This is a genomic window from Sphingomonas sp. GM_Shp_2 (genome assembly GCF_026540875.1).
Classification (GTDB): Bacteria; Pseudomonadota; Alphaproteobacteria; order Sphingomonadales; family Sphingomonadaceae; genus Sphingomonas; species Sphingomonas carotinifaciens.
The window spans coordinates 1-18108 of the sequence record NZ_JALNUQ010000026.1; the positions used below are offsets into that span (position 1 = coordinate 1).

Below are 18108 nucleotides of genomic sequence, written 5' to 3' on the forward strand. Positions count from 1 at the left end.
CATAGGTCGGCAGGAACGCGATCGCGACCGTCGACCCTCCCATCAGCATCAGACTCGCCACCAGCGTCGACTTACGCCCGACCCGATCCCCGAAATGCCCGAAAGCCACCGCCCCCACCGGCCGCGCCACAAACGCCAAACCGAAACTGGCATAGGACAGCATCAACTGTGCCGCCGGGGATGATGCCGGGAAGAACAACGGCCCGAACACCAGCGCCGCCGCCGTCGCATAGATATAGAAGTCGTAGAATTCGACCGCGGTTCCGGTCAGACTGGCAAGCAGGATGCGGCGGTGTGAGGCAGGACTATCCATGCCCCCGGCCTAGCCCAGTCCCGTGCCAATGCAAACGTTCACGCGGCGCCGACAACCCTCACGAAACCCAGCAACAGCCAGTAGAGCAAGCCGGAAAGCAGCATAGCCGCGGGCAGCGTCATCAGCCAAGCCAACGCCATGTTGCGGATCGTACGCCGCTGCAGTCCGGCGCCGTTCGCCACCGATGCACCCGCCACGCCGGACGACAGGATATGGGTCGTCGATACCGGGGCGCCGAAGCGTTCCGCGAGCAGGATGGTGGAAGCCGCCATCAGCTCGGCCGCCGCACCCATGCCATAGGTCAGGTGCGTCTTCCCGATCTTCTCGCCGACCGTCACCACGATCCGCCGCCAGCCGACCATCGTGCCCAGCCCCAGGGCAAGCGCGACCGTCACCTTTACCCAGAATGGAATGTAGCGCGTGCCACGCTCCAGACCCTCGTCATAGGATTTCAGCGTCGCGACTTCCGCTGCGGTGAACCGTGCCTGAGCGGCGGGATCGGCCACCACCAGCTTGGTCGCGTCGAAGACCAGATACATGTCGTTGCGCAGGTTCGGCACTGCCGCCGCGGGCACCTTGCTCAATGCGCCGTAATCGTCGATCCGGGCGGCGACATCGCGGGACAGCGTTGCCAGCCCGGCATAGACCGCCGGTTTCGCCACGTGTTTCAGGCGCAGGGCCTCGGTGATCGTTCCCCGTGCCGCGTCGACGGTCGGCAGCGTCGTGCCCGCCTTGTCGGCATAGGCGCGCGCCGCGGCCTCGGCAGTCGCCACAAAGGCGGAGGTGGCGCTTTCCGGCATTGTTCGGTTGAGCGCATAGGCGGTTGGCGCGCAGCCGATCAGGATCAGCATGATGAGCCCCATGCCCTTCTGCCCGTCATTGCCGCCATGCGCGAAGCTGACCGCGCTGCAGGTAAAGATCAGCAGCGCACGAATGCCCTTTGGCGGCGGCGTTTGCCCTACGGGTTCGCGGTACAGCACCGGGTTCTTCAGGAAGCGCTTCATCACCAGCAGCAACAGCATCGCGCCGACGAAACCGACCACCGGGCTGAACAACAAGGCAGACAGCACCTTGCGCACCTGCGCGCCGTCCACGCCCGATCCGGGCGCAGCAGTCAGCCACTGATGGGCCAGCCCCACACCTAGAATCGACCCGATCAGGGCGTGACTGGAGGAGTTGGGCAGTCCGACGAACCATGTCGCCAGGTTCCACAGCACGGCCGCGAGTAGCAGCGCGAAGATCATGGCAAAGCCGCCGAGAGAGCCGACGTGCAGGATCAGGTCGATGGGAAGCAGGGTGATGATGGAATAGGCGACCGCCCCGCTCGAGGCCATGACGCCCAGGAAGTTGAACACCCCCGACCACACCACCGCCACGGGGGCGGGCAATGCATGCGTATAGATCACGGTCGCCACGGCGTTGGCGGTATCGTGGAAGCCGTTCACGAATTCGAAGCCGAGCGCGATCAGCAGCGCCAGCCCGAGGAACAGAAACACGCCGCCCGCCAGGGGCGCGCCCACCTCGGCCGTGTCGGCGGCCACGCTCACCCCGGCATAGGCCAGCCCGCCGATCAGCAATGCCAGAAAAGCCCAGCGTCCCCCCGGATGCCATCCGCCATCCAGCCGGGGCCCCCTGTGAGTGGACGCAGGCGCGTCCCCACGATCCAGCGCAATGCTTGTCATGGAATGCGGCCTGCGCCCCTTGGGTGACAGAATGATGACATGGATTAGCGGTACGTCCCGATTCGATACGGGATGTCAGCGACCGGCCAGCGCAACGGGCGCCCGTGCCGCCAGAGCAGCGATCTGAACCGATCCATCGCGCCGCATCTCCGCTTCGCACCGGCGGATGTCCGCGATCACCTTCAACTCGCGTCCCTGCTGACCGCAGGCGGTGTGCGCGGCACGGCGCACCCGCGTGTCCAACATGGCACGGTGATCGGCACGGGAAAGATCAAGATCGCCGTGACGCACCTGGACGCGCACGGGCTGACGATCCTGCGCGACGGCGGCGGACGGCAGGCACGCGAACAACGCCGCCGCAAGGGCAGTTGGAATAAGGCTATTCATGATGGTGGCTCCTGTGGATGGTGCCTGTTCTGCCGGCCTTCACGCCCGGTCATCGGCACACCACGACGCCGTTAGCTGCGATTCGTTGCGTGCCCGCTACGATCATGCGTCAGCGCCGTGACGTGTTGGTCGCGCTTGCTCCTTGGCGCGTCGTTCCCTACCTGTTCGCCGATGAGTCTACCCCAGCCGACGCCCGCCGATCCGCCCTATCTGCGCAACCTGAACGATCAGCAGCGCGAGGCGGTGTTGACCACCGATGGCCCGGTGCTGATGCTGGCCGGCGCGGGCACCGGCAAGACCGCGGCGCTGACCGCGCGGCTGGCGCACCTGCTCTACACGCGCAAGGCGTGGCCGTCGGAAATCCTGGCCGTCACCTTCACCAACCGTGCGGCGCGAGAGATGCGCGAGCGCGTCGGCCGTCTTGTCGGTGAAGCCGTGGAGGGAATGCCGTGGCTGGGCACCTTTCACGCCATCGGCGCGAAGATGCTGCGACGCCACGCCGAACTGGTCGGGCTCCAGTCAAACTTCACCATCCTCGACACCGACGATCAGTTGCGCTTGCTGAAACAGCTCATCATCGCGGCCGATATCGACGAGAAGCGGTTCCCCGCGCGCAGTCTCGCCGGCCTGATCGACGAATGGAAAAACAAGGGCCTCACGCCCGGCGACGTCGATGCAGGGGAGAGCGAACGCTACGCCAATGGCCGCGGCGGCGAACTGTACGAACAATATCAGACGCGGCTTCGCGCGGTGAACGCCTGCGACTTTGGCGACCTGCTGCTCCACATGCTGACCGTCCTGCGCACCAACCGCGAGGTGCTGGAAGCCTATCAGCAGCGCTTCCGCTATATCATGGTGGACGAGTATCAGGACACCAACAGCGTCCAGTATCTGTGGCTGCGCCTGCTGGCCCAGGCCCGGCGCAACATCGCCTGCGTCGGGGACGATGACCAATCCATTTATTCGTGGCGGGGTGCCCAGGTCGAGAACATCCTGAAGTTCGAAAAGGACTTCCCGGGCGCAAAGGTCATCCGCCTCGAACAGAATTACCGCTCGACCCCCCACATCCTTGGCGCCGCGTCCGGCGTGATCGCCAACAACGGTGGGCGCCTCGGCAAGACGCTGTGGACCGAACTCGATGTTGGCGAGAAGGTTCGGGTGCTGGGTGTCTGGGACGGGCCGGAGGAGGCGCGCCGGGTCGGCGAGGAGATCGAGGCGGCACGCCGGGACGGCACCTCGCTCGACAATATCGCCATCCTGGTCCGCGCACAGCACCAGACCCGCGAGTTCGAGGACCGGTTTATCGCGATCGGCCTGCCCTATCGGATCGTCGGGGGCCTGCGCTTCTACGAGCGTGCCGAAATCCGCGATGCGCTCGCTTATCTGCGCGTCGTCAACCAGCCGGCCGACGATCTGGCTTTCGAGCGCATCGTCAATGTCCCCAAGCGAGGGCTGGGCGACAAGGCGCTGGCCAAGATTCATCAGCTTGCCCGCGCCGAACGCGTGCCGCTTACCATCGCCTCCGCGCGGATCCTCGACACCGATGAACTGACGCCGCAGGCGCGTCGCTCGCTCGGCAATCTGGTCGGCGATATCGCCCGCTGGCGCGACATGGCGCGCGACCTGCCCCATGCCGAACTGGCCCGCCAGCTGCTCGATGAAAGCGGCTACACCGCGATGTGGCAGGCCGAGAAGTCGGCCGAAGCCGCCGGCCGGCTGGAGAACCTGTCCGAACTCGTCCGTGCGATGGAGGATTACGAGTCGCTCGGCGCGTTCCTCGACCATGTCAGTCTGGTCATGGATACCGAGGGCGCCGCGCGCGAGCCGCAGATCACGATCATGACGATGCACGCGGCCAAGGGCCTCGAATTCGACACCGTGTTCCTGGCGGGCTGGGAGGAAGGCCTGTTCCCGTCACAGCGTGCGCTGGACGAGGGTGGCACGCGCAGCCTGGAGGAGGAACGCCGCCTCGCCTATGTCGGGATCACCCGCGCGCGGCGCCGGGCGACGATCCTCCATGCGGCCAATCGCCGCATCTATGGGCAATGGACATCCAGCCTGCCCAGCCGCTTCGTCGCCGAACTGCCGCCCGAGCATATCGATGCGGAGACGACGATGTCGGGTGGCGAGAGCCTGTGGCGGGCCAACTGGACCGAACATGCCGATCCCTTTGCCGACGTTTCGCGCGGCACCGGTCGCGGACCCGGCTGGCAGCGTGCCGCCGCCACCAACTCGACCTTCTCCACCAAGCCGCAGCGGATCGTGGAGGCCCGCGCGAGCGCGGTCAGCCTGGGCAACAAGGGGCGTAGCGATGTTTCGCTCGGCCAGCGCGTCTTCCACCAGAAGTTCGGCTATGGCGTGATCGCCGCGATCGAGGGCAACAAGCTGGAGATCGACTTCGAGCAGGCCGGTCGCAAGCGGGTGATGGACAGCTTCGTCACGCCTGGCTGAGCGTCGTTCAGGAACCGTATCGATGGCCGTCCGTATCGCTCTGGTCGCCCGGCCGTCGGGCGCCAGAGGACCGCACCCATGAAGACCTCGCTCCTGCTCGCCATCACCCTGGTCGCTGCCGCGACGCCAGCCGCCGCCCAAAGCGCGTCGGATGAAGCCCGCTTCCGCGCCGCGCAGGAGCGTTTCGACCGCGAATATCAGCGCTACCGGCAGGAGGTGGATCTGTATCAGTCGCGCCGCGCGGGTGACGATTACCGGGAGTTCCCCGGCGCGCGGGACGATGGGCGATACCAGTCGCAGGCCGGGCCCGGCGGCTACCGCGCGGCGCCGGCCATTCCGGCCGATGGCTATGACGGGGACGAACCCTTTTACGATCCGGCGCCAGATTATCGCAGCGGCGATTACCGGGAGCGGACTCTGTCGTCCGACGAGCGTGTCTATGCCGGCACCGACGGGCGCTATTACTGCCGCCGTTCGGACGGCACCACCGGACTGATCGTCGGCGGTGCAGCCGGCGGTATCCTGGGCAATGTCATCGATGGCGGGCGCAGTCGGGTGGTGGGGACGTTGCTGGGCGGCGCCGCGGGTGCGTTGGCGGGGCGGTCTATCGACCAGAACCGGCAGATCCGCTGCCGCTGAGCGCCGTCAGCGCGGCGACGATCACCCGGTCCGCACAGGGCCGGATGATCGTCGGTGTCGCCACCTCTCCCGGCATCTGATCGACGCGATCGGTGAGAACAAGAACGCGGACCGTCGGCCATTGCCGGGCAATCACCGCGGCCAGTTCGGCGCCACGCGCCCTGCCCGGCCGGTCCAGATCGGCAAGCACGATCGCGATATCGCTCCGCTTGGCGAGCATTGCGACGGCATCCTGCGCATCGCCAGCCGTCACCACCATGAACCCCGCCTGTTCCGCCAGATCCACCGCAGCAAGGCTCAGCAAGGGCTGATCTGCCACAACGAGGATCACAGGAGGGATGGCGGACATGGTCATGGCGGTTCGGTAGCGGTGTAGGGTCCGCCCGCTACCCGCCTCAAGCTTTACGTCTGCTGTACCTGTACCAAAGGGGCACGGAAATGTGCCGCAAAACCCGTGGGATGGAAGTGGCGCTCGACATGCCCGGTGCCCACCAGCCCCATGCCGATCAGGCGGGAGCCGAAGCCGCCGCGCGCCGGCGCGACCACCGCCGGCCCGCCGCGCTCGATCCAGTCCAGGCACAGGTCCTCGCCATCGACCCGCCAACTCAGGTCGACATGACCGCCCGCCACGGACAGCGCGCCATGTTTCACCGCATTTGTCGCCAGTTCGTGAAGCAGCAGCGACAGCGACAATACCGCGCGCGATCCCAGTTGCACTGGCGCCCCTGTAACCGCGAAGCGCTCGCTGTCGTCATGCAGCCGCAACGCCGTGTCGACCACCGTCTCGATCGGCGCCGCCGCCCAGTTCTCCTGCAACAGCACGTCATGGGCATGGCCCAACGCGACGATGCGCGCCTGAAAGATTTCCACGGCTTCGCGCTCGACCACGCCCTTCAGCGATTGCGACGCGATCGCCCCGACCATCGCCATCGTGTTCTTCAGCCGGTGGCCCAGCTCGCGATTGAGCATGACCATTTCGGCCCGTGCCCGCATGGCTTCGGATGTTTCGATCAGGATGTCGATGAAGCCGGCAACCTGCCCCTTCGCATCGCGAACCGGGCTGCACGCATAGGAGCAGGAGGCCACCTCGTCCGGATCGTCCCGGTGCAACGCGATCGGGCGATCATCTCCCTTCACCGTCTCGCCGCGCCGCACCTGTTCCACCACGGCGGCACAGCCAGGCCAGTGCCCAGCCCATATGGCGTCGAAAGCCTGCCCGTTCGCATCGAGGCCGATCAGTTGCGCGAAGGCTGCATTGTGGATCGTGACCAACCCGACGCCCCACACCAGCGCCGCCGGCACACCCATGGTCAGCACCATGCCAGCCGCGCTCTGCAATTCGGGCGGCCAAGCAGAAAATGGCCCCAGGACGGTTTCGACGGGCCGGATATGGGCGATCGTGGCCATGTCCGGCCATGCGGTTACAGCTTGGCGTGTGTCACCACTCAACGGCCCTTGCCCCCGTGCTCCCCCGCACCGACAAGAGGCATAGGACCGAAAGGGCCTTGCGGCAATGGTTTACGTCCGAATTGAAACTATTGCCGCCGTGTGATCAGCCCGCTTCGACCGCCATCAGCAGCACGCCGGCATATTTGGGATCATGCGCCAGAAACAGCGAACTGGTCGTGAAGCGGCGCGGCGTCAGGCGCAATGCCCCCAGTCCGGCCAGCTTGAACGTACCCAGCTTCTCCTCCTTGGGCGGCCGCCCGTCGCGCTCCAGCGTGGTCGCGTCGACGTAAAGCTCGCCGTGCCGCGTGTAGATGGCGTGCGGCGCCAGCGTCACGTCCCCGCGATTATAGGTCGCAGCCACCGCGCGCAGCTTCACGATCGCCTCGAAGATGATCGCAGGAGCGCCCGCCGCCGGCTCTGCCGGACTGCGCTCGATCGTCGTCATGTCGGTCATGCCCTCGCTTCTGCCCGCATCGCTGCAATGCAGCAAGACCAATGCGTAACATTTGCCGCATCAAGGCGGCGGAACGCACGAGTGTCGTGCGGGTTCAATCCGCCATGACCGACACCGCCGAGCGCACCGACCCGGATCTGTGGGAAACCGTCAAGGCGGAGATCACCGCCGGCGCAAAGGGCGGCCGAAAGGGCGAATGGTCCGCCCGTAAGGCACAGATGGCGGTTGCCGCGTACAAGAAGCGTGGCGGCACCTACAAGGGCAAGCCCGACGCGGACAACAGCCTGCATCAATGGACCAAGGAAGACTGGGGAACGAAGTCGGGCAAGAAGAGCGGCGACACCGGTGAGCGCTATCTGCCCAAGGCTGCACGCGACTCGCTATCGGACGACGAATATCGCCGCACCACCGCGCGCAAAAAGGCCGATCGCGCCAAGGGCAAGCAATTCTCCGCCCAACCCGAGGACATCGCCGCCAAGACCGCACCGTTCCGCGATCACCGCAGCAAGGCAGAACTGTATCAGGAGGCCCGGCGCCGGAACGTGCCCGGCCGATCGAGGATGACCAAGGCGCAACTCGCGGCGGCACTCCACACCTGATGCCGCAGAAACGGTGGGAGGGGTCGCTCTGCCGGCCTGGCATCCACCGACATGCGCCCCGCCCATTTATCAGGAGAACTGCACCCTGCGGCGCAGTTCCCCTGCTCGTTTAATCCTGGCCGCATCCGTGGCCATGAAGGCTTTCGCAAACAGTCTACCGGGCTGCGGTGGCCGCTCCGGCCGTTGCCGGCCCCATCAGCTTTTGAGCGAAATAGGTGGTCTGCAGCGCCTGCAACCGGGCGCCCTGCCCAATGTCGGCATCGCCCGAATGTCCACCCGCCGTGTCCTCGTAGAACAGGTAGGGAAGACCATATTCTCCCAGCCGCGCCGCAAACTTGCGGGCATGCTGCGGGCCGACGCGGTCGTCCTTGGTCGTGGTCCAGATATAGGGCTCGGGATAGGCGACCCCTTTGCGGATATTCGCATAGGGCGAGATCTTCTCCAGGAACGCCTTCTCCGCCGGATTGGCTACCGACCCATATTCATCGACCCAGGAGGAGCCAGCGGCAATCTGTTCATAGCGCACCATGTCGAGCAGCGGCACCTGGATCGTCACCGCCTTCCACAGATCGGGCCGCTGGGTGAACTCGACCCCCATCAGCAGGCCGCCATTGGAGCCGCCATAGATGCCCAGCTTTTGCGAGCTCGTAATCTTGCGCGCGGTCAGGTCGTTCGCCACCGCGACGAAATCGTCATAGATGATCTGGCGCTTGGTCTTGCGGCCCGCGTCATGCCATTTCGGCCCGAACTCGCCGCCGCCGCGGATATTGGCGAGCACGAACGCACCGCCCCGCTCCGTCCACATCTTGCCGGTCGACCCCAGATAGGTCGGCAGACGCGCGATCTCGAAACCGCCATAGGCGGTCATCAGCGTCGGCGTCGTGCCGTCGAGCTTCACACCCTTGGGCAGAACGACGAAGTAGGGCACCTTGGTGCCATCGCTCGACGTCGCCTGATATTGGTGAACGGCAACGCCCTGCGCGTCGAAGCGCGGCGGCAGGCTCTTGATCGTGCGCGGCGGGGCATTGCCCGCAGCGTCGAAGGTGGACAGCGTGGTGGGCGTGGTAAAGCCGTTCACCGCCAGAAAGACATGGTCGCTGCGATCGGTCGTGGACGCCACGCCGATGCTGACATTCTCGGGCACCGTCACCGCACGCGACGTCCAGCCGGTACCGCTGGGCGCAAAGACGCTCGCGCGGCCCTGTACGTTGTCGATATAGGTCACGATGACGCGGTTCTGCGTCGTGCTGACACCCTGCACCGCCTGCGTCGCGCTCGGCGCGAACAGCACCTGCGGACGCACTGTTCCGCGCTGTACCTCGGCCAGCGGCGCCCAGGCGACGGTACCGGGCGCGATCGATCCCCAGGGATCGCTCGTCTCGAAGATCACGCGGCCGTCGATCATGCCGACGACATGCGCGCGGGCCGGAATGTCCAGCTTCTTCGTGCCCCCTTCCGGGGTCCATACCGAGGTGTCGCCGCCGAAAAACGCCTGGCGTCGCTGCATCAGCACCAGCTTGTTGCCCTTGGCATCGGTCATCACCCCGGCATAGGTGCCCAACTGATCACCCGGCGCGCCGCGGTACAGTTCGGTCGCGGCGGATAGCGGCTGGCCGCGCTTCACCATCTTGACGACGAACGGGTAGCTGGACTGGGTCATGCTGCCGGCGCCCCAGTCGCGGCTGACCAGCAGCGTGTCCTTGTCCAGCCATGCCGCACCTTGTTTGGAGGTCGGCAAGGCAAAGCCGTTCTCCACGAACCGCCCCGCCTCAAGGTCGAATTCGCGGTAGCTGATCGCGTCCTCGCCACCCTCGGACAGGGCGATCAGGCACAGCCGCTCCTCCGGCTGGAGGCAGCTTGCCCCCTTCCAGACCCACTTCTTGCCTTCCGCCTGGCTCAGCTTGTCCAGGTCGATCAACGTCGTCCAGCGCGGCGTGGCCGAGGCATAGTCCGCCTCGCTCGTCCAGCGCCACAGCCCCTGCGGATGATCCGCATCGCGCCAGAAGTTTAGGATCTTGCCCGCCAGTTGCTCGGGCATGGGGATACGGTCCTTGGCCGACGCGATCGCCAGCGCCTCGGCGTAGAAGGTCTTGTAGCGGGGATCGTTCTGCAACCGGGGCAGCGTCTTGGCATTCTCTGCCTCCACCCAGGCCAGCGCCTTCGCGCCGTCCTTGTCTTCCAGCCAGATATATGGATCGTTCGCCGCTGCCGTCTGGGCCACACCGGCGTCGCCCGCTACCATGCCCGTCATCAGGCTCGCCGCTGCCAGAAATCGCCAACCACGCATCAAAATCTCCTTACCGGCACAATGGGTCAGTTGTGGCGCCGTATTTCCGTCGATGCAATGCACCCGGTTGGCCGGCAATGGGTTAAGGGCGTCATGATGCACGATGGCCTGCCCACTCCCCGCCGCTTCGTTGCGATCGCCGCGATCTCTGCCGGTACGGCACTGGTCGTGATCGACGGCGCGATCGCCACCGTGGCGCTACCCACCATCGCCCGCGATCTGGGCGTCGGCTCCAGCGCGGCGGTGTCGGTCGTCACCGTCTATCAATTGACCCTGGTCATGCTGCTCCTGCCCTTCTCGGGCCTGGGCAACCGGATCGGGCTGAAGCGGATGTATCAGACCGGGCAACTCGTCTTCACCGTCGCCACCGTGCTGTGCTTCTTTGCCAAGAGCCTGCCATTCCTGCTGGTGGTGCGCGTCGCGCAGGCAGCGGGGGCGGCGGCGGCGCTCAGCGTGTCCTCCGCGCTTGTCCGGTCGATCTATCCCGCTCGCCAGCTTGGCCGCGGGCTGGGCGTCAATTCGGTCGTGGTGTCCAGTTCCGCGGCACTGGCGCCGACGCTGGGCGGCCTGATCCTCGGCGTCGCGCCGTGGCCCTGGGTGTTCGCCAGCGCGGTGCCCTTTGCCATCCTGTCGCTGGTGCTCGGCCGCGCCTTGCCCGAGCCGCCCCGCGGGGAGGAACCATTCGACGTTCTGGGCGGCGTGCTGTGCGCCGCCATGTTCGGGCTCATCATCGGCGGCCTGGAAACGGCCGTGCACGGCGACAGTCCGATCGTGTCCGCCGCGATCGTCGCACTCGGCATCTTCACCGGCGTCATCTTCATCCGCCGCGAGCGGGGCGAGATCGCGCCGATCCTGCCGGTCGATCTGCTCGGCCGACCGGTGCTGGCGCTGTCCACGCTCGGCGCCTTCACCGCGTTCGTGGCATCGATGACGCTGCTCCTGTCGCTCCCCTTCCGCCTCCAGCACGCCTATGGCCTGTCGCCGTCGGAGGTGGGGGCGATGATCGCGCCGTGGCCGCTGACCACCATGATCGTGGCACCGCTGGCCGGGTGGCTCTCGGACCGCTATCCCGCCGGGCTGCTCGGTGGTATCGGCATGACCATCGCCATCGGCGCGCTCTGCCTGCTTGCCTTCCTGCCCGCCCAGCCGGATTATGGTGATGTCGCATGGCGGATGGCACTATGCGGCGCGGGGTTCGGGATGTTTCTGTCCCCCAACGCCCGGCTCATCATCGGCTCTACCCCGCGGGAGCGGGCAGCGGCGGCCGGCGGGCTCATCTCCACCACGCGCATGGTGGGACAGACGACGGGCGCCACGCTGGTCGCGGCCCTTCTGGCGATGGGGATCGGCGGTGGAAGCGGCCCCGCGCTGATCGCCGCCGGACTGGCGCTGGTCGCCGGGCTGTGCAGCCTTGCCCGCCTGCGCCCCTCGATCCGCAACCCCCAAGGGCTCGAAGCCGACGACGTCCAGCCGGGCGCACAGGTCCGCTAAAGGACCAAGCCCGGCCCGACCGGAACGGGGCATCGTTCGATCCGTTGGCGCTGCGAACTTTTGGAGCCAGGAGACGATCATGCCCTATGTGAAAACCCGCGACGGGACGGACATCTACGTCAAGGACTGGGGATCGGGCCGCCCGGTCGTCCTGCTGCATGGCTGGCCGCTGTCGTCGGATATGTGGGACCCGCAGATGATGGCGCTGGCCGATGCCGGTTTCCGCGCCATCGCCTATGACCGGCGCGGCTTCGGACGGTCCGGCCAGCCCTGGTCGGGCTATGATTACGACACGCTGGCCGACGATCTGGCGGACGTGCTGGAAGCGACGGGCGCGACGCAGGACGTCACGTTGGTCGGCTTCTCGATGGGGGGCGGCGAGGTCGCCCGCTACATGAGCCGCCATCAGGGCAAGGGTGTCGTGGCCGCCGCCCTGGTCGCCTCTGTCGTGCCCTATATGCTCAAGACGGACGACAATCCCGACGGCGTACCGGAATCGATGCTGCAGCAGATCGCACAGGGCATCCAGGACGACCGCCCGCACTTCTTCCGCGATACCTTCTTCAAGCAGTTCTTCGGCGTTGGATACCTGACCAGCCCGGTCAGCGACGATGCGTTGGACTGGGCCACGGCGGTGGCGATGCAGGGCGGGTTGAAGCCGACCCTGGCCTGTGCGGAAGCGTTCGGTCACACCGATTTCCGCCCCGATCTGGCGTCGTTCCGCGTGCCGACCCTCATCATCCACGGCACCAGCGACCAGACGGTGCCGATCGATCCGTCGGGGCGTGCCGCGGCGGCCGGCATTCCGGGCGCGCAGCTGGTGGAATATGACGGCGCCCCGCACGGCCTGAACGTCACGCATGGCGAGCGGCTGACGCACGACCTGCTGACCTTCCTGGGTCGCTGACGATAAAGGGGCCGGCATCGCTGCCGGCCCTTTGTCATTTCAGTGGAACGATCACCTCGTCAGGGTGCGTGACGTTCAGTTCCTTGCGAACCATCTCGTCCACCATGTCCGGATTGGCGTGATCGGGGTCGAGCAGTGCCACCCGGTTCTTCAGCACGGTGCGCTTCTGATCCAGCGTCGCATAATAGCGTTCGCGCTTCGCCAGTTGCTGCTGATAGTCGCCATAGGCGAGCAGACCGTTGCGCCCCAGCACCGCATAGGCGCCGAAAAACGCGATCAACGTCAGCCCGAGCGCCGGCCACGCGGCCCGGCGCATCGTCTTGCGGAAAGGGGACGGCTTCTTCACGCCTGCCATTTTCGTGCGCCCGCCGCCCCGGATCAAGTGGCTTATCGCGTGAACAGGACGTCACGGCCCGCATAGCGCGCCGAGTCGCCCAGTTCCTCCTCGATACGGATCAGCTGGTTGTACTTGGCGAGCCGGTCCGAGCGCGCCAGACTGCCCGTCTTGATCTGTCCGCAATTGGTGGCGACCGCCAGATCGGCGATCGTCGCGTCCTCGGTCTCGCCCGAACGGTGCGACATGACCGCGGTGTAGCGCGCGCGGTGCGCCATCGACACCGCTTCCATCGTCTCGGTCAGCGTGCCGATCTGGTTGACCTTGACGAGCAGCGAGTTGGCAAGGCCGTCCTCGATGCCCTGCTTCAGGCGCTTCGGGTTGGTGACGAACAGATCGTCGCCAACCAGCTGCACCTTGTCGCCGATCAGGTCGGTCAGCGCCTTCCAGCCTTCGAAATCATCCTCGGCCATGCCGTCCTCGATCGACAGGATCGGATAGCGCCGGGTCAGGTCGGCCAGATATTCGGCCATCTCGTGGCTCGACAGGATCTTGTTCTCGCCGGAAATGTCGTACTTGCCGTTCTTGAAGAACTCGGTCGCGGCACAGTCCAGCGCCAGCATCACGTCGTCACCCGGCTTGTACCCGGCCTTTTCGACCGCCGACATGATGAAGTCGAGCGCGTCGGTCGTCGATGCGATATTGGGGGCGAAACCGCCCTCGTCGCCCACGCCCGTCGCCAGCCCCTTGTCGTGCAGCGCCTTCTTCAGCGTGTGAAAGATCTCCGACCCGCAGCGCACCGCTTCCAGGATGTTGGAAGCGCCGACCGGCATGATCATGAATTCCTGGAAATCGATCGGATTGTCGGCATGTTCGCCGCCGTTGATGATGTTCATCATCGGCACCGGCAACAAATGGGCAGAGACGCCGCCGACATATTTATAAAGCGGCAGGCCACGGGCCTCGGCTGCGGCCTTGGCCACCGCCAGGCTGACGCCCAGGATCGCGTTCGCGCCCAGCCGGCCCTTGTTCTCGGTGCCGTCCAGCTCGATCATCACGCGGTCCAGATCGGCCTGGTCCTCGGCGTCCAGACCGATCACCGCCTGCGCGATCTCGTCGTTCACCGCATCGATCGCCTGATCGACACCCTTGCCCATCCACCGGCTCTTGTCCCCATCCCGCTTTTCAACGGCTTCGTGCGCACCGGTCGAGGCGCCCGAGGGTACGGCGGCGCGTCCGAAGCTGCCGTCTTCCAGCAACACGTCGACCTCGACGGTGGGGTTGCCGCGGCTGTCCAGGATCTGGCGCCCGTGGATGTCGATGATTGCGGTCACGTAACGAAGCTCCTAAAATGCCCGTGTGGTCGCGGGCGGCTGTATCTCGCACACGCGTTCAGGGCAATTGCGACCACGATGGAACCTCGTTTCCACTGACGGGGTTAAGCTGCGAACCGCAAAAGAAAGGGTTCCGTCATGGCCGACAACGACACCACACCGCCGGCAGCGACCGGGTTCGAACCGGCAGCGCCGCTGAAGACCGCGGGCGTGAATTTCAACCCGGAATCAAACGCTTCCGCCGAAAGCGGGACGAGCAGCGGTGCCACGGATGGCACAACCTCGACCAGCCCGAAGCAGGCGATCAAGGATGGTGCCGCCAAGGTGCAGCAGCAGGCGACCGACAAGATCTATGCACTCGCCGATGACGGCAAGGCCCGCGCCGGCAATGCGCTCGATCAGTTCGCGCAGTTGCTGACCGATGCCGCCGCACAGGTCGATGAGAAGCTGGGCGAGCAATATGGCCAATATGCCCGTTCGGCCGCCGATACGGTCACCGGCTTCTCCGGCCAGATCAAGGACAAGCAGATCGACGATCTTCTGGACGATGCCCGCGCCTTCGTGCGGAACAGTCCGGCGGTCGCCATCGGTGTGGCTGCGGCGCTCGGCTTCGTCGCCGCCCGCGTCGTTCAGTCGGGTCTGGACCCGCGCGACGCGTGATGCAGGCGTCGTCGCCTATCCGGCCCCCCGCCCCCGCGGATGAGGGCGAGACGCTGACCACACTGGTCGGGCGGCTCGTCGACGACAGTCGCAACCTGGTCGGCGCGGAGATCGCGCTGTACAAGGCACGCGGCCTGGAACGGGTATCGCGGTACAAGTCTGCCGCCATATTCTTCGTCGCGGCGGGCGTTCTCGCCCTCGCAGGGCTGATCGCGCTGCTCGTCGGGTTGATATTGTCGCTCGCGACGCTGATCGGGCCTCTCGGTGCCACCGCCGTTGTCGTCGTCGTGGTGCTGGTCGCGGCCGGCATCCTGGCCATGATCGGCAAGTCGCGCATGAAGCAACCCATCCTGCCGGAGCATGGCGAATGAGCGACGAGCCCGTACGTCACCTCGCCGATGCAGAGGCGCAGGCCGCTGCCGCACGCGAACGGCTGTCCAACACCGTCGGCCAGTTGCAGGCCCGGCTCGACCCCAAGCTGCTCGCGCGCGAGGCCAAGGAGGCCGGCCTGCAGGCGGTACATACCGGCGTCGACAACGCCCGGCGCAATCCGGGCGTTGTCGCCGGGGCCACCGGCCTGCTCGGCCTGTTCCTTATCCGCAAGCCGCTTTGCCGCATGATCCGCCGCCGCCCCAAGAACAATGACATTCCAGCGAAACACCCCGCCTTGCGGGGCCGGTCCGCTGCCGAGAAGGAGTGATCCATGACCGACACCTCTAACGCCGATACGTCGCACACCGACCGCACGCAGGCAGCCAAGGACAAGGCGGCCGATGTCGCCCATCAGGCGGCGACGCGTATCGAAACCAACCCGCTCGGCATCCTGGTGGGTGGTCTTGCCGTGGGCGCGCTGGTCGGGGCGTTGATCCCGCGCTCCACCCGCGAAAAGGCGCTGCTCGCCCCGCTGGGCCGCAAGCTCACGGAAACGGTGAAGACCGCCACTCAGGCCGCTCGCGAAGCCGGCATGCAGGAGCTGGATCAGCGCGGATTGACCAAGGACGCGGCCAAGGACCGCGCAAAGTCGATCCTGTCGGACGTCGCGAAGGCGGCCGGTTCGGCCGGCACCGCCGCCGCACAATCGGCACGCCAGCACTGAGGGCGCGCACCGGGGACGTGTTCCACCACGTTCCCGGTCCAGCCTTGGCGTCCGGACAAACGGTTCGCAGGATTTGCGCCGATCCACTCGCCGCCGTCCCATCCGCCAGCGCGGACCCGACCTTGCGGAAAACCGATCCGCTCCACTAGGCTGTCTCCTCTTCCAGGAGACATCATCCCTTGCTTCCCAGATCCTGTTTCGCGCTTCTGCTCGCCGGCGCTGCCGCACCCGTATTGGCGCAGGCCGTACCGCCCCCCGCTCCGGTCGCCGGTGACAGTCGCGCCGATGTGAAGCTCAAGAGCCTCTTCCACGACAGTGACGAGGCCTCACTGCGTCGCAACCCCTTGTCGGGCGTTTATCGCGGGGATCTGCGCCATGTCTCCGGCCTCGCCGATATCTTCTCCGACGCGTACATGGCCGCCGAGCGCAAGGCGGCGGCGGACGATCTTGCCGCCCTCGGTCGGATCGACCGTTCGCGCCTCAGCCGTGTCGACCAACTAGCCTATGACGTATTCCGCCATCAGGCGGACCTGACGCTGCGGGGCTGGGCACCCGACCTCGTCGCGATATCCAGGCTGCTGCCACTCGATCACTTTGGCGGCATCCAGGCCTATTATCCGGATGTCGCATCGGCCGAGGGGGCCTCACCCTTCCGCACCGTGATCGATTATAAAAACAATCTGCGCCGCAATGCGGACTATGCCCGGCTGCTCGACGCCGCGATCGTCCGCTTCCGGCAAGGCATCGCCGCAGGTGTCGTCCAGCCGAAGCTGGTGGTGCAGAACATGATCGGCCAGTTCGACAATCTGATCGGCCAGGGCGTCGAGGGATCGTCCTTCTATGGCCCGGTAAAGACTTTCCCGGCCGCAATTCCCGCGGCCGAACAGGCGCGCCTGCGAACCGCCTATGCCGCACAGGTCCGCGATGTGATCCTACCGGCCGAACGACGGATGCGTACGTTTCTGGCCGATACCTATCTGCCCGCGGCCCGGCCGACCATCGGCCTGTCGGCATTACCCGGCGGCGACCGGCTCTATGCCTATCTCATCGAGTCGAACACCACCCTGCCCCTCAAGGCCGAGGAGGTACACCAGCTCGGTCTTTCTGAGGTCGCACGCATTCTGAAGGAGATGGAGGCACAGCGGCAGGCCGCGGGCTTCAAGGGCACGCTCCCGGCCTTCTTCACCTATCTTCGCAGCGACCCGCGCTTTGCGCCAAAGACACCGGACGAACTCCGCCGCGCCTATGAGGCGATTGCCGCACGGGTGAACGCCCGTATCGGCACGCAATTCTCGCTGGTCCCGAAAACCCGGCTGGAAATCCGCCCGGTGCCGGCGTTCCGCGAGAAGACCGACGCCGGTGGCTCCTACCAGGGCGGCACGCCCGACGGATCGCGGCCCGGTGTCTTCTATTACAACACCTATGACCTGCCTTCGCGCTACACCTGGGGTACCGAGACGCTGTACCTGCACGAAGCGGTGCCGGGTCACCACTTCCAGATCAGCCTCGCCCAGGAAAATACCGCCCTGCCCGCCTTTATGCGGTTCGGCGGCAATACCGCCTATGTCGAGGGCTGGGCGCTATATGCCGAGACGCTGTGGCCAGAGCTTGGCCTGGAAACCGATCCCTATCAGCGCATGGGCGGGTTGAGCGACGAGATGCTGCGCGCGATGCGCCTTGTCGTCGATACCGGCATCCATGCCAAGGGTTGGACCCGGCAACAGGCGATCGACTATATGCTGGCCAACTCGCCGATGTCGCCGACCGATGCCACGGCGGAGGTCGAACGCTACATCGCCATTCCGGGTCAGGCGCTGGCCTACAAGGTGGGTCAGTTGACGATCCTGCGGACCAAGGCGAAGGCCAGGGCTGCGCTGGGCGACCGCTTCGATCCGCGTGGCTTCCATGCCGCGGTGCTCGACAGCGGATCGCTGCCGATGCCGGTTCTGGAACGCAAGATCGACGAATGGGTGGCAGCGCAGCGCCCGACGGGCTGACGTCATGCCCATAGGCCCGGGCCTTTCC

At 66.2% G+C, this 18108-nt stretch carries 19 protein-coding genes; 10 read left to right on the plus strand and 9 right to left on the minus strand.

Going from position 1 to position 18108, the window contains the following annotated elements; translation table 11 throughout:
• The 3 genes from OXR08_RS10440 to OXR08_RS10450 all read right to left on the minus strand — a co-directional run.
• Nucleotides 1–313, minus strand: a 313-nt coding sequence (locus OXR08_RS10440) for an MFS transporter (protein WP_267349614.1), incomplete at its 3' end; no start/stop codon positions are given.
• Between the two features lie 38 nt (nt 314–351).
• Nucleotides 352–1995 carry an inorganic phosphate transporter gene (locus OXR08_RS10445; protein ID WP_149682953.1) on the minus strand — a complete coding sequence of 548 codons (1644 nt, stop codon included), beginning with the start codon at nt 1993–1995 and terminating at the stop codon, nt 352–354.
• Between the two features lie 75 nt (nt 1996–2070).
• On the minus strand, nt 2071–2382 hold the full coding sequence (locus OXR08_RS10450) for a UrcA family protein (protein ID WP_267349615.1): 312 nt from the start codon (nt 2380–2382) through the stop codon (nt 2071–2073).
• A gap of 171 nt (nt 2383–2553) precedes the next feature.
• Here OXR08_RS10450 and OXR08_RS10455 point away from each other — a divergent pair, with 171 nt between their 5' ends.
• Together OXR08_RS10455 and OXR08_RS10460 are read left to right on the plus strand one after the other, a co-directional pair.
• Nucleotides 2554–4833 (plus strand): UvrD-helicase domain-containing protein, encoded by a 2280-nt coding sequence (locus OXR08_RS10455; RefSeq protein ID WP_112383216.1) that lies wholly within the window; start codon nt 2554–2556, stop codon nt 4831–4833.
• Between the two features lie 78 nt (nt 4834–4911).
• Nucleotides 4912–5472, plus strand: a complete 561-nt coding sequence (locus tag OXR08_RS10460; protein ID WP_267349618.1) for a glycine zipper 2TM domain-containing protein — start codon at nt 4912–4914, stop codon at nt 5470–5472.
• Here the strand turns inward: OXR08_RS10460 and OXR08_RS10465 are convergent.
• From OXR08_RS10465 to OXR08_RS10475, 3 genes are all read right to left on the minus strand, one after another.
• Entirely contained in the window at nt 5438–5827 is a 390-nt protein-coding gene (locus tag OXR08_RS10465; protein WP_267349620.1) for a response regulator, read from the minus strand. The genes OXR08_RS10460 and OXR08_RS10465 overlap by 35 nt on opposite strands.
• A gap of 47 nt (nt 5828–5874) precedes the next feature.
• Entirely contained in the window at nt 5875–6879 is a 1005-nt protein-coding gene (locus tag OXR08_RS10470) for a sensor histidine kinase (protein ID WP_267349622.1), read from the minus strand.
• Between the two features lie 145 nt (nt 6880–7024).
• Nucleotides 7025–7366 (minus strand): hypothetical protein, encoded by a 342-nt coding sequence (locus tag OXR08_RS10475; RefSeq protein ID WP_112383366.1) that lies wholly within the window; start codon nt 7364–7366, stop codon nt 7025–7027.
• A 113-nt stretch (nt 7367–7479) separates the two neighbouring features.
• Here OXR08_RS10475 and OXR08_RS10480 point away from each other — a divergent pair, with 113 nt between their 5' ends.
• The gene (locus OXR08_RS10480) at nt 7480–7974 is read left to right on the plus strand and encodes a hypothetical protein (protein ID WP_267349624.1); all 495 of its coding nucleotides are present in this window, start codon (nt 7480–7482) and stop codon (nt 7972–7974) included.
• A gap of 154 nt (nt 7975–8128) precedes the next feature.
• Here OXR08_RS10480 and OXR08_RS10485 read toward each other — a convergent pair whose 3' ends face one another.
• On the minus strand, nt 8129–10261 hold the full coding sequence (locus OXR08_RS10485; protein ID WP_267349626.1) for a prolyl oligopeptidase family serine peptidase: 2133 nt from the start codon (nt 10259–10261) through the stop codon (nt 8129–8131).
• A gap of 96 nt (nt 10262–10357) precedes the next feature.
• Between OXR08_RS10485 and OXR08_RS10490 the strand changes: the two genes are divergently transcribed.
• Both OXR08_RS10490 and OXR08_RS10495 read left to right on the plus strand, forming a co-directional pair.
• Entirely contained in the window at nt 10358–11752 is a 1395-nt protein-coding gene (locus OXR08_RS10490) for an MFS transporter (RefSeq protein ID WP_267349679.1), read from the plus strand.
• Nucleotides 11753–11831: 79 nt separating this feature from the next.
• The gene (locus OXR08_RS10495) at nt 11832–12659 is read left to right on the plus strand and encodes an alpha/beta hydrolase (protein WP_267349628.1); all 828 of its coding nucleotides are present in this window, start codon (nt 11832–11834) and stop codon (nt 12657–12659) included.
• A gap of 34 nt (nt 12660–12693) precedes the next feature.
• Here the strand turns inward: OXR08_RS10495 and OXR08_RS10500 are convergent, their stop codons facing one another.
• Together OXR08_RS10500 and eno are read right to left on the minus strand one after the other, a co-directional pair.
• Nucleotides 12694–12975: a septum formation initiator family protein gene (locus tag OXR08_RS10500; protein ID WP_235904105.1), complete on the minus strand. Its 282-nt coding sequence runs from the start codon at nt 12973–12975 to the stop codon at nt 12694–12696.
• A gap of 71 nt (nt 12976–13046) precedes the next feature.
• A complete protein-coding gene (eno, locus tag OXR08_RS10505) occupies nt 13047–14327 on the minus strand; it encodes a phosphopyruvate hydratase (protein WP_267349630.1) in 1281 nt (426 codons plus the stop codon).
• A gap of 138 nt (nt 14328–14465) precedes the next feature.
• On the opposite strand from eno, the gene OXR08_RS10510 reads away from it, so the two are divergent.
• From OXR08_RS10510 to OXR08_RS10530, 5 genes are all read left to right on the plus strand, one after another.
• Complete coding sequence (locus OXR08_RS10510) at nt 14466–14987, plus strand: hypothetical protein (RefSeq protein WP_267349632.1); 522 nt, start codon at nt 14466–14468, stop codon at nt 14985–14987.
• On the plus strand, nt 14987–15358 hold the full coding sequence (locus tag OXR08_RS10515) for a phage holin family protein (RefSeq protein ID WP_267349682.1): 372 nt from the start codon (nt 14987–14989) through the stop codon (nt 15356–15358). Before OXR08_RS10510 ends, OXR08_RS10515 begins: the two co-directional genes overlap by 1 nt.
• Complete coding sequence (locus OXR08_RS10520) at nt 15355–15687, plus strand: DUF3618 domain-containing protein (protein WP_112383207.1); 333 nt, start codon at nt 15355–15357, stop codon at nt 15685–15687. The genes OXR08_RS10515 and OXR08_RS10520 overlap by 4 nt, the downstream gene beginning before the upstream one ends.
• Before the next feature lie 3 nt (nt 15688–15690).
• Nucleotides 15691–16083, plus strand: a complete 393-nt coding sequence (locus OXR08_RS10525) for a hypothetical protein (protein WP_175580850.1) — start codon at nt 15691–15693, stop codon at nt 16081–16083.
• Between the two features lie 179 nt (nt 16084–16262).
• Nucleotides 16263–18080: a DUF885 domain-containing protein gene (locus tag OXR08_RS10530; protein WP_267349636.1), complete on the plus strand. Its 1818-nt coding sequence runs from the start codon at nt 16263–16265 to the stop codon at nt 18078–18080.
• Nucleotides 18081–18108: the final 28 nt, after the last annotated feature.

Excerpts from the sequence above, each read along its gene's own strand:
- OXR08_RS10445 (WP_149682953.1), bottom strand. The coding sequence starts at position 1,995 with ATGACAAGCATTGCGCTGGATCGTGGGGACGCGCCTGCGTCCACTCAC.
- OXR08_RS10450 (WP_267349615.1), bottom strand. The coding sequence starts at position 2,382 with ATGAATAGCCTTATTCCAACTGCCCTTGCGGCGGCGTTGTTCGCGTGC.
- OXR08_RS10455 (WP_112383216.1), top strand. The coding sequence starts at position 2,554 with ATGAGTCTACCCCAGCCGACGCCCGCCGATCCGCCCTATCTGCGCAAC.
- OXR08_RS10460 (WP_267349618.1), top strand. The coding sequence starts at position 4,912 with ATGAAGACCTCGCTCCTGCTCGCCATCACCCTGGTCGCTGCCGCGACG.
- OXR08_RS10465 (WP_267349620.1), bottom strand. The coding sequence starts at position 5,827 with ATGACCATGTCCGCCATCCCTCCTGTGATCCTCGTTGTGGCAGATCAG.
- OXR08_RS10470 (WP_267349622.1), bottom strand. The coding sequence starts at position 6,879 with ATGGCCACGATCGCCCATATCCGGCCCGTCGAAACCGTCCTGGGGCCA.
- OXR08_RS10475 (WP_112383366.1), bottom strand. The coding sequence starts at position 7,366 with ATGACGACGATCGAGCGCAGTCCGGCAGAGCCGGCGGCGGGCGCTCCT.
- OXR08_RS10480 (WP_267349624.1), top strand. The coding sequence starts at position 7,480 with ATGACCGACACCGCCGAGCGCACCGACCCGGATCTGTGGGAAACCGTC.
- OXR08_RS10485 (WP_267349626.1), bottom strand. The coding sequence starts at position 10,261 with ATGCGTGGTTGGCGATTTCTGGCAGCGGCGAGCCTGATGACGGGCATG.
- OXR08_RS10490 (WP_267349679.1), top strand. The coding sequence starts at position 10,358 with ATGCACGATGGCCTGCCCACTCCCCGCCGCTTCGTTGCGATCGCCGCG.
- OXR08_RS10495 (WP_267349628.1), top strand. The coding sequence starts at position 11,832 with ATGCCCTATGTGAAAACCCGCGACGGGACGGACATCTACGTCAAGGAC.
- OXR08_RS10500 (WP_235904105.1), bottom strand. The coding sequence starts at position 12,975 with ATGCGCCGGGCCGCGTGGCCGGCGCTCGGGCTGACGTTGATCGCGTTT.
- OXR08_RS10510 (WP_267349632.1), top strand. The coding sequence starts at position 14,466 with ATGGCCGACAACGACACCACACCGCCGGCAGCGACCGGGTTCGAACCG.
- OXR08_RS10515 (WP_267349682.1), top strand. The coding sequence starts at position 14,987 with ATGCAGGCGTCGTCGCCTATCCGGCCCCCCGCCCCCGCGGATGAGGGC.
- OXR08_RS10520 (WP_112383207.1), top strand. The coding sequence starts at position 15,355 with ATGAGCGACGAGCCCGTACGTCACCTCGCCGATGCAGAGGCGCAGGCC.
- OXR08_RS10525 (WP_175580850.1), top strand. The coding sequence starts at position 15,691 with ATGACCGACACCTCTAACGCCGATACGTCGCACACCGACCGCACGCAG.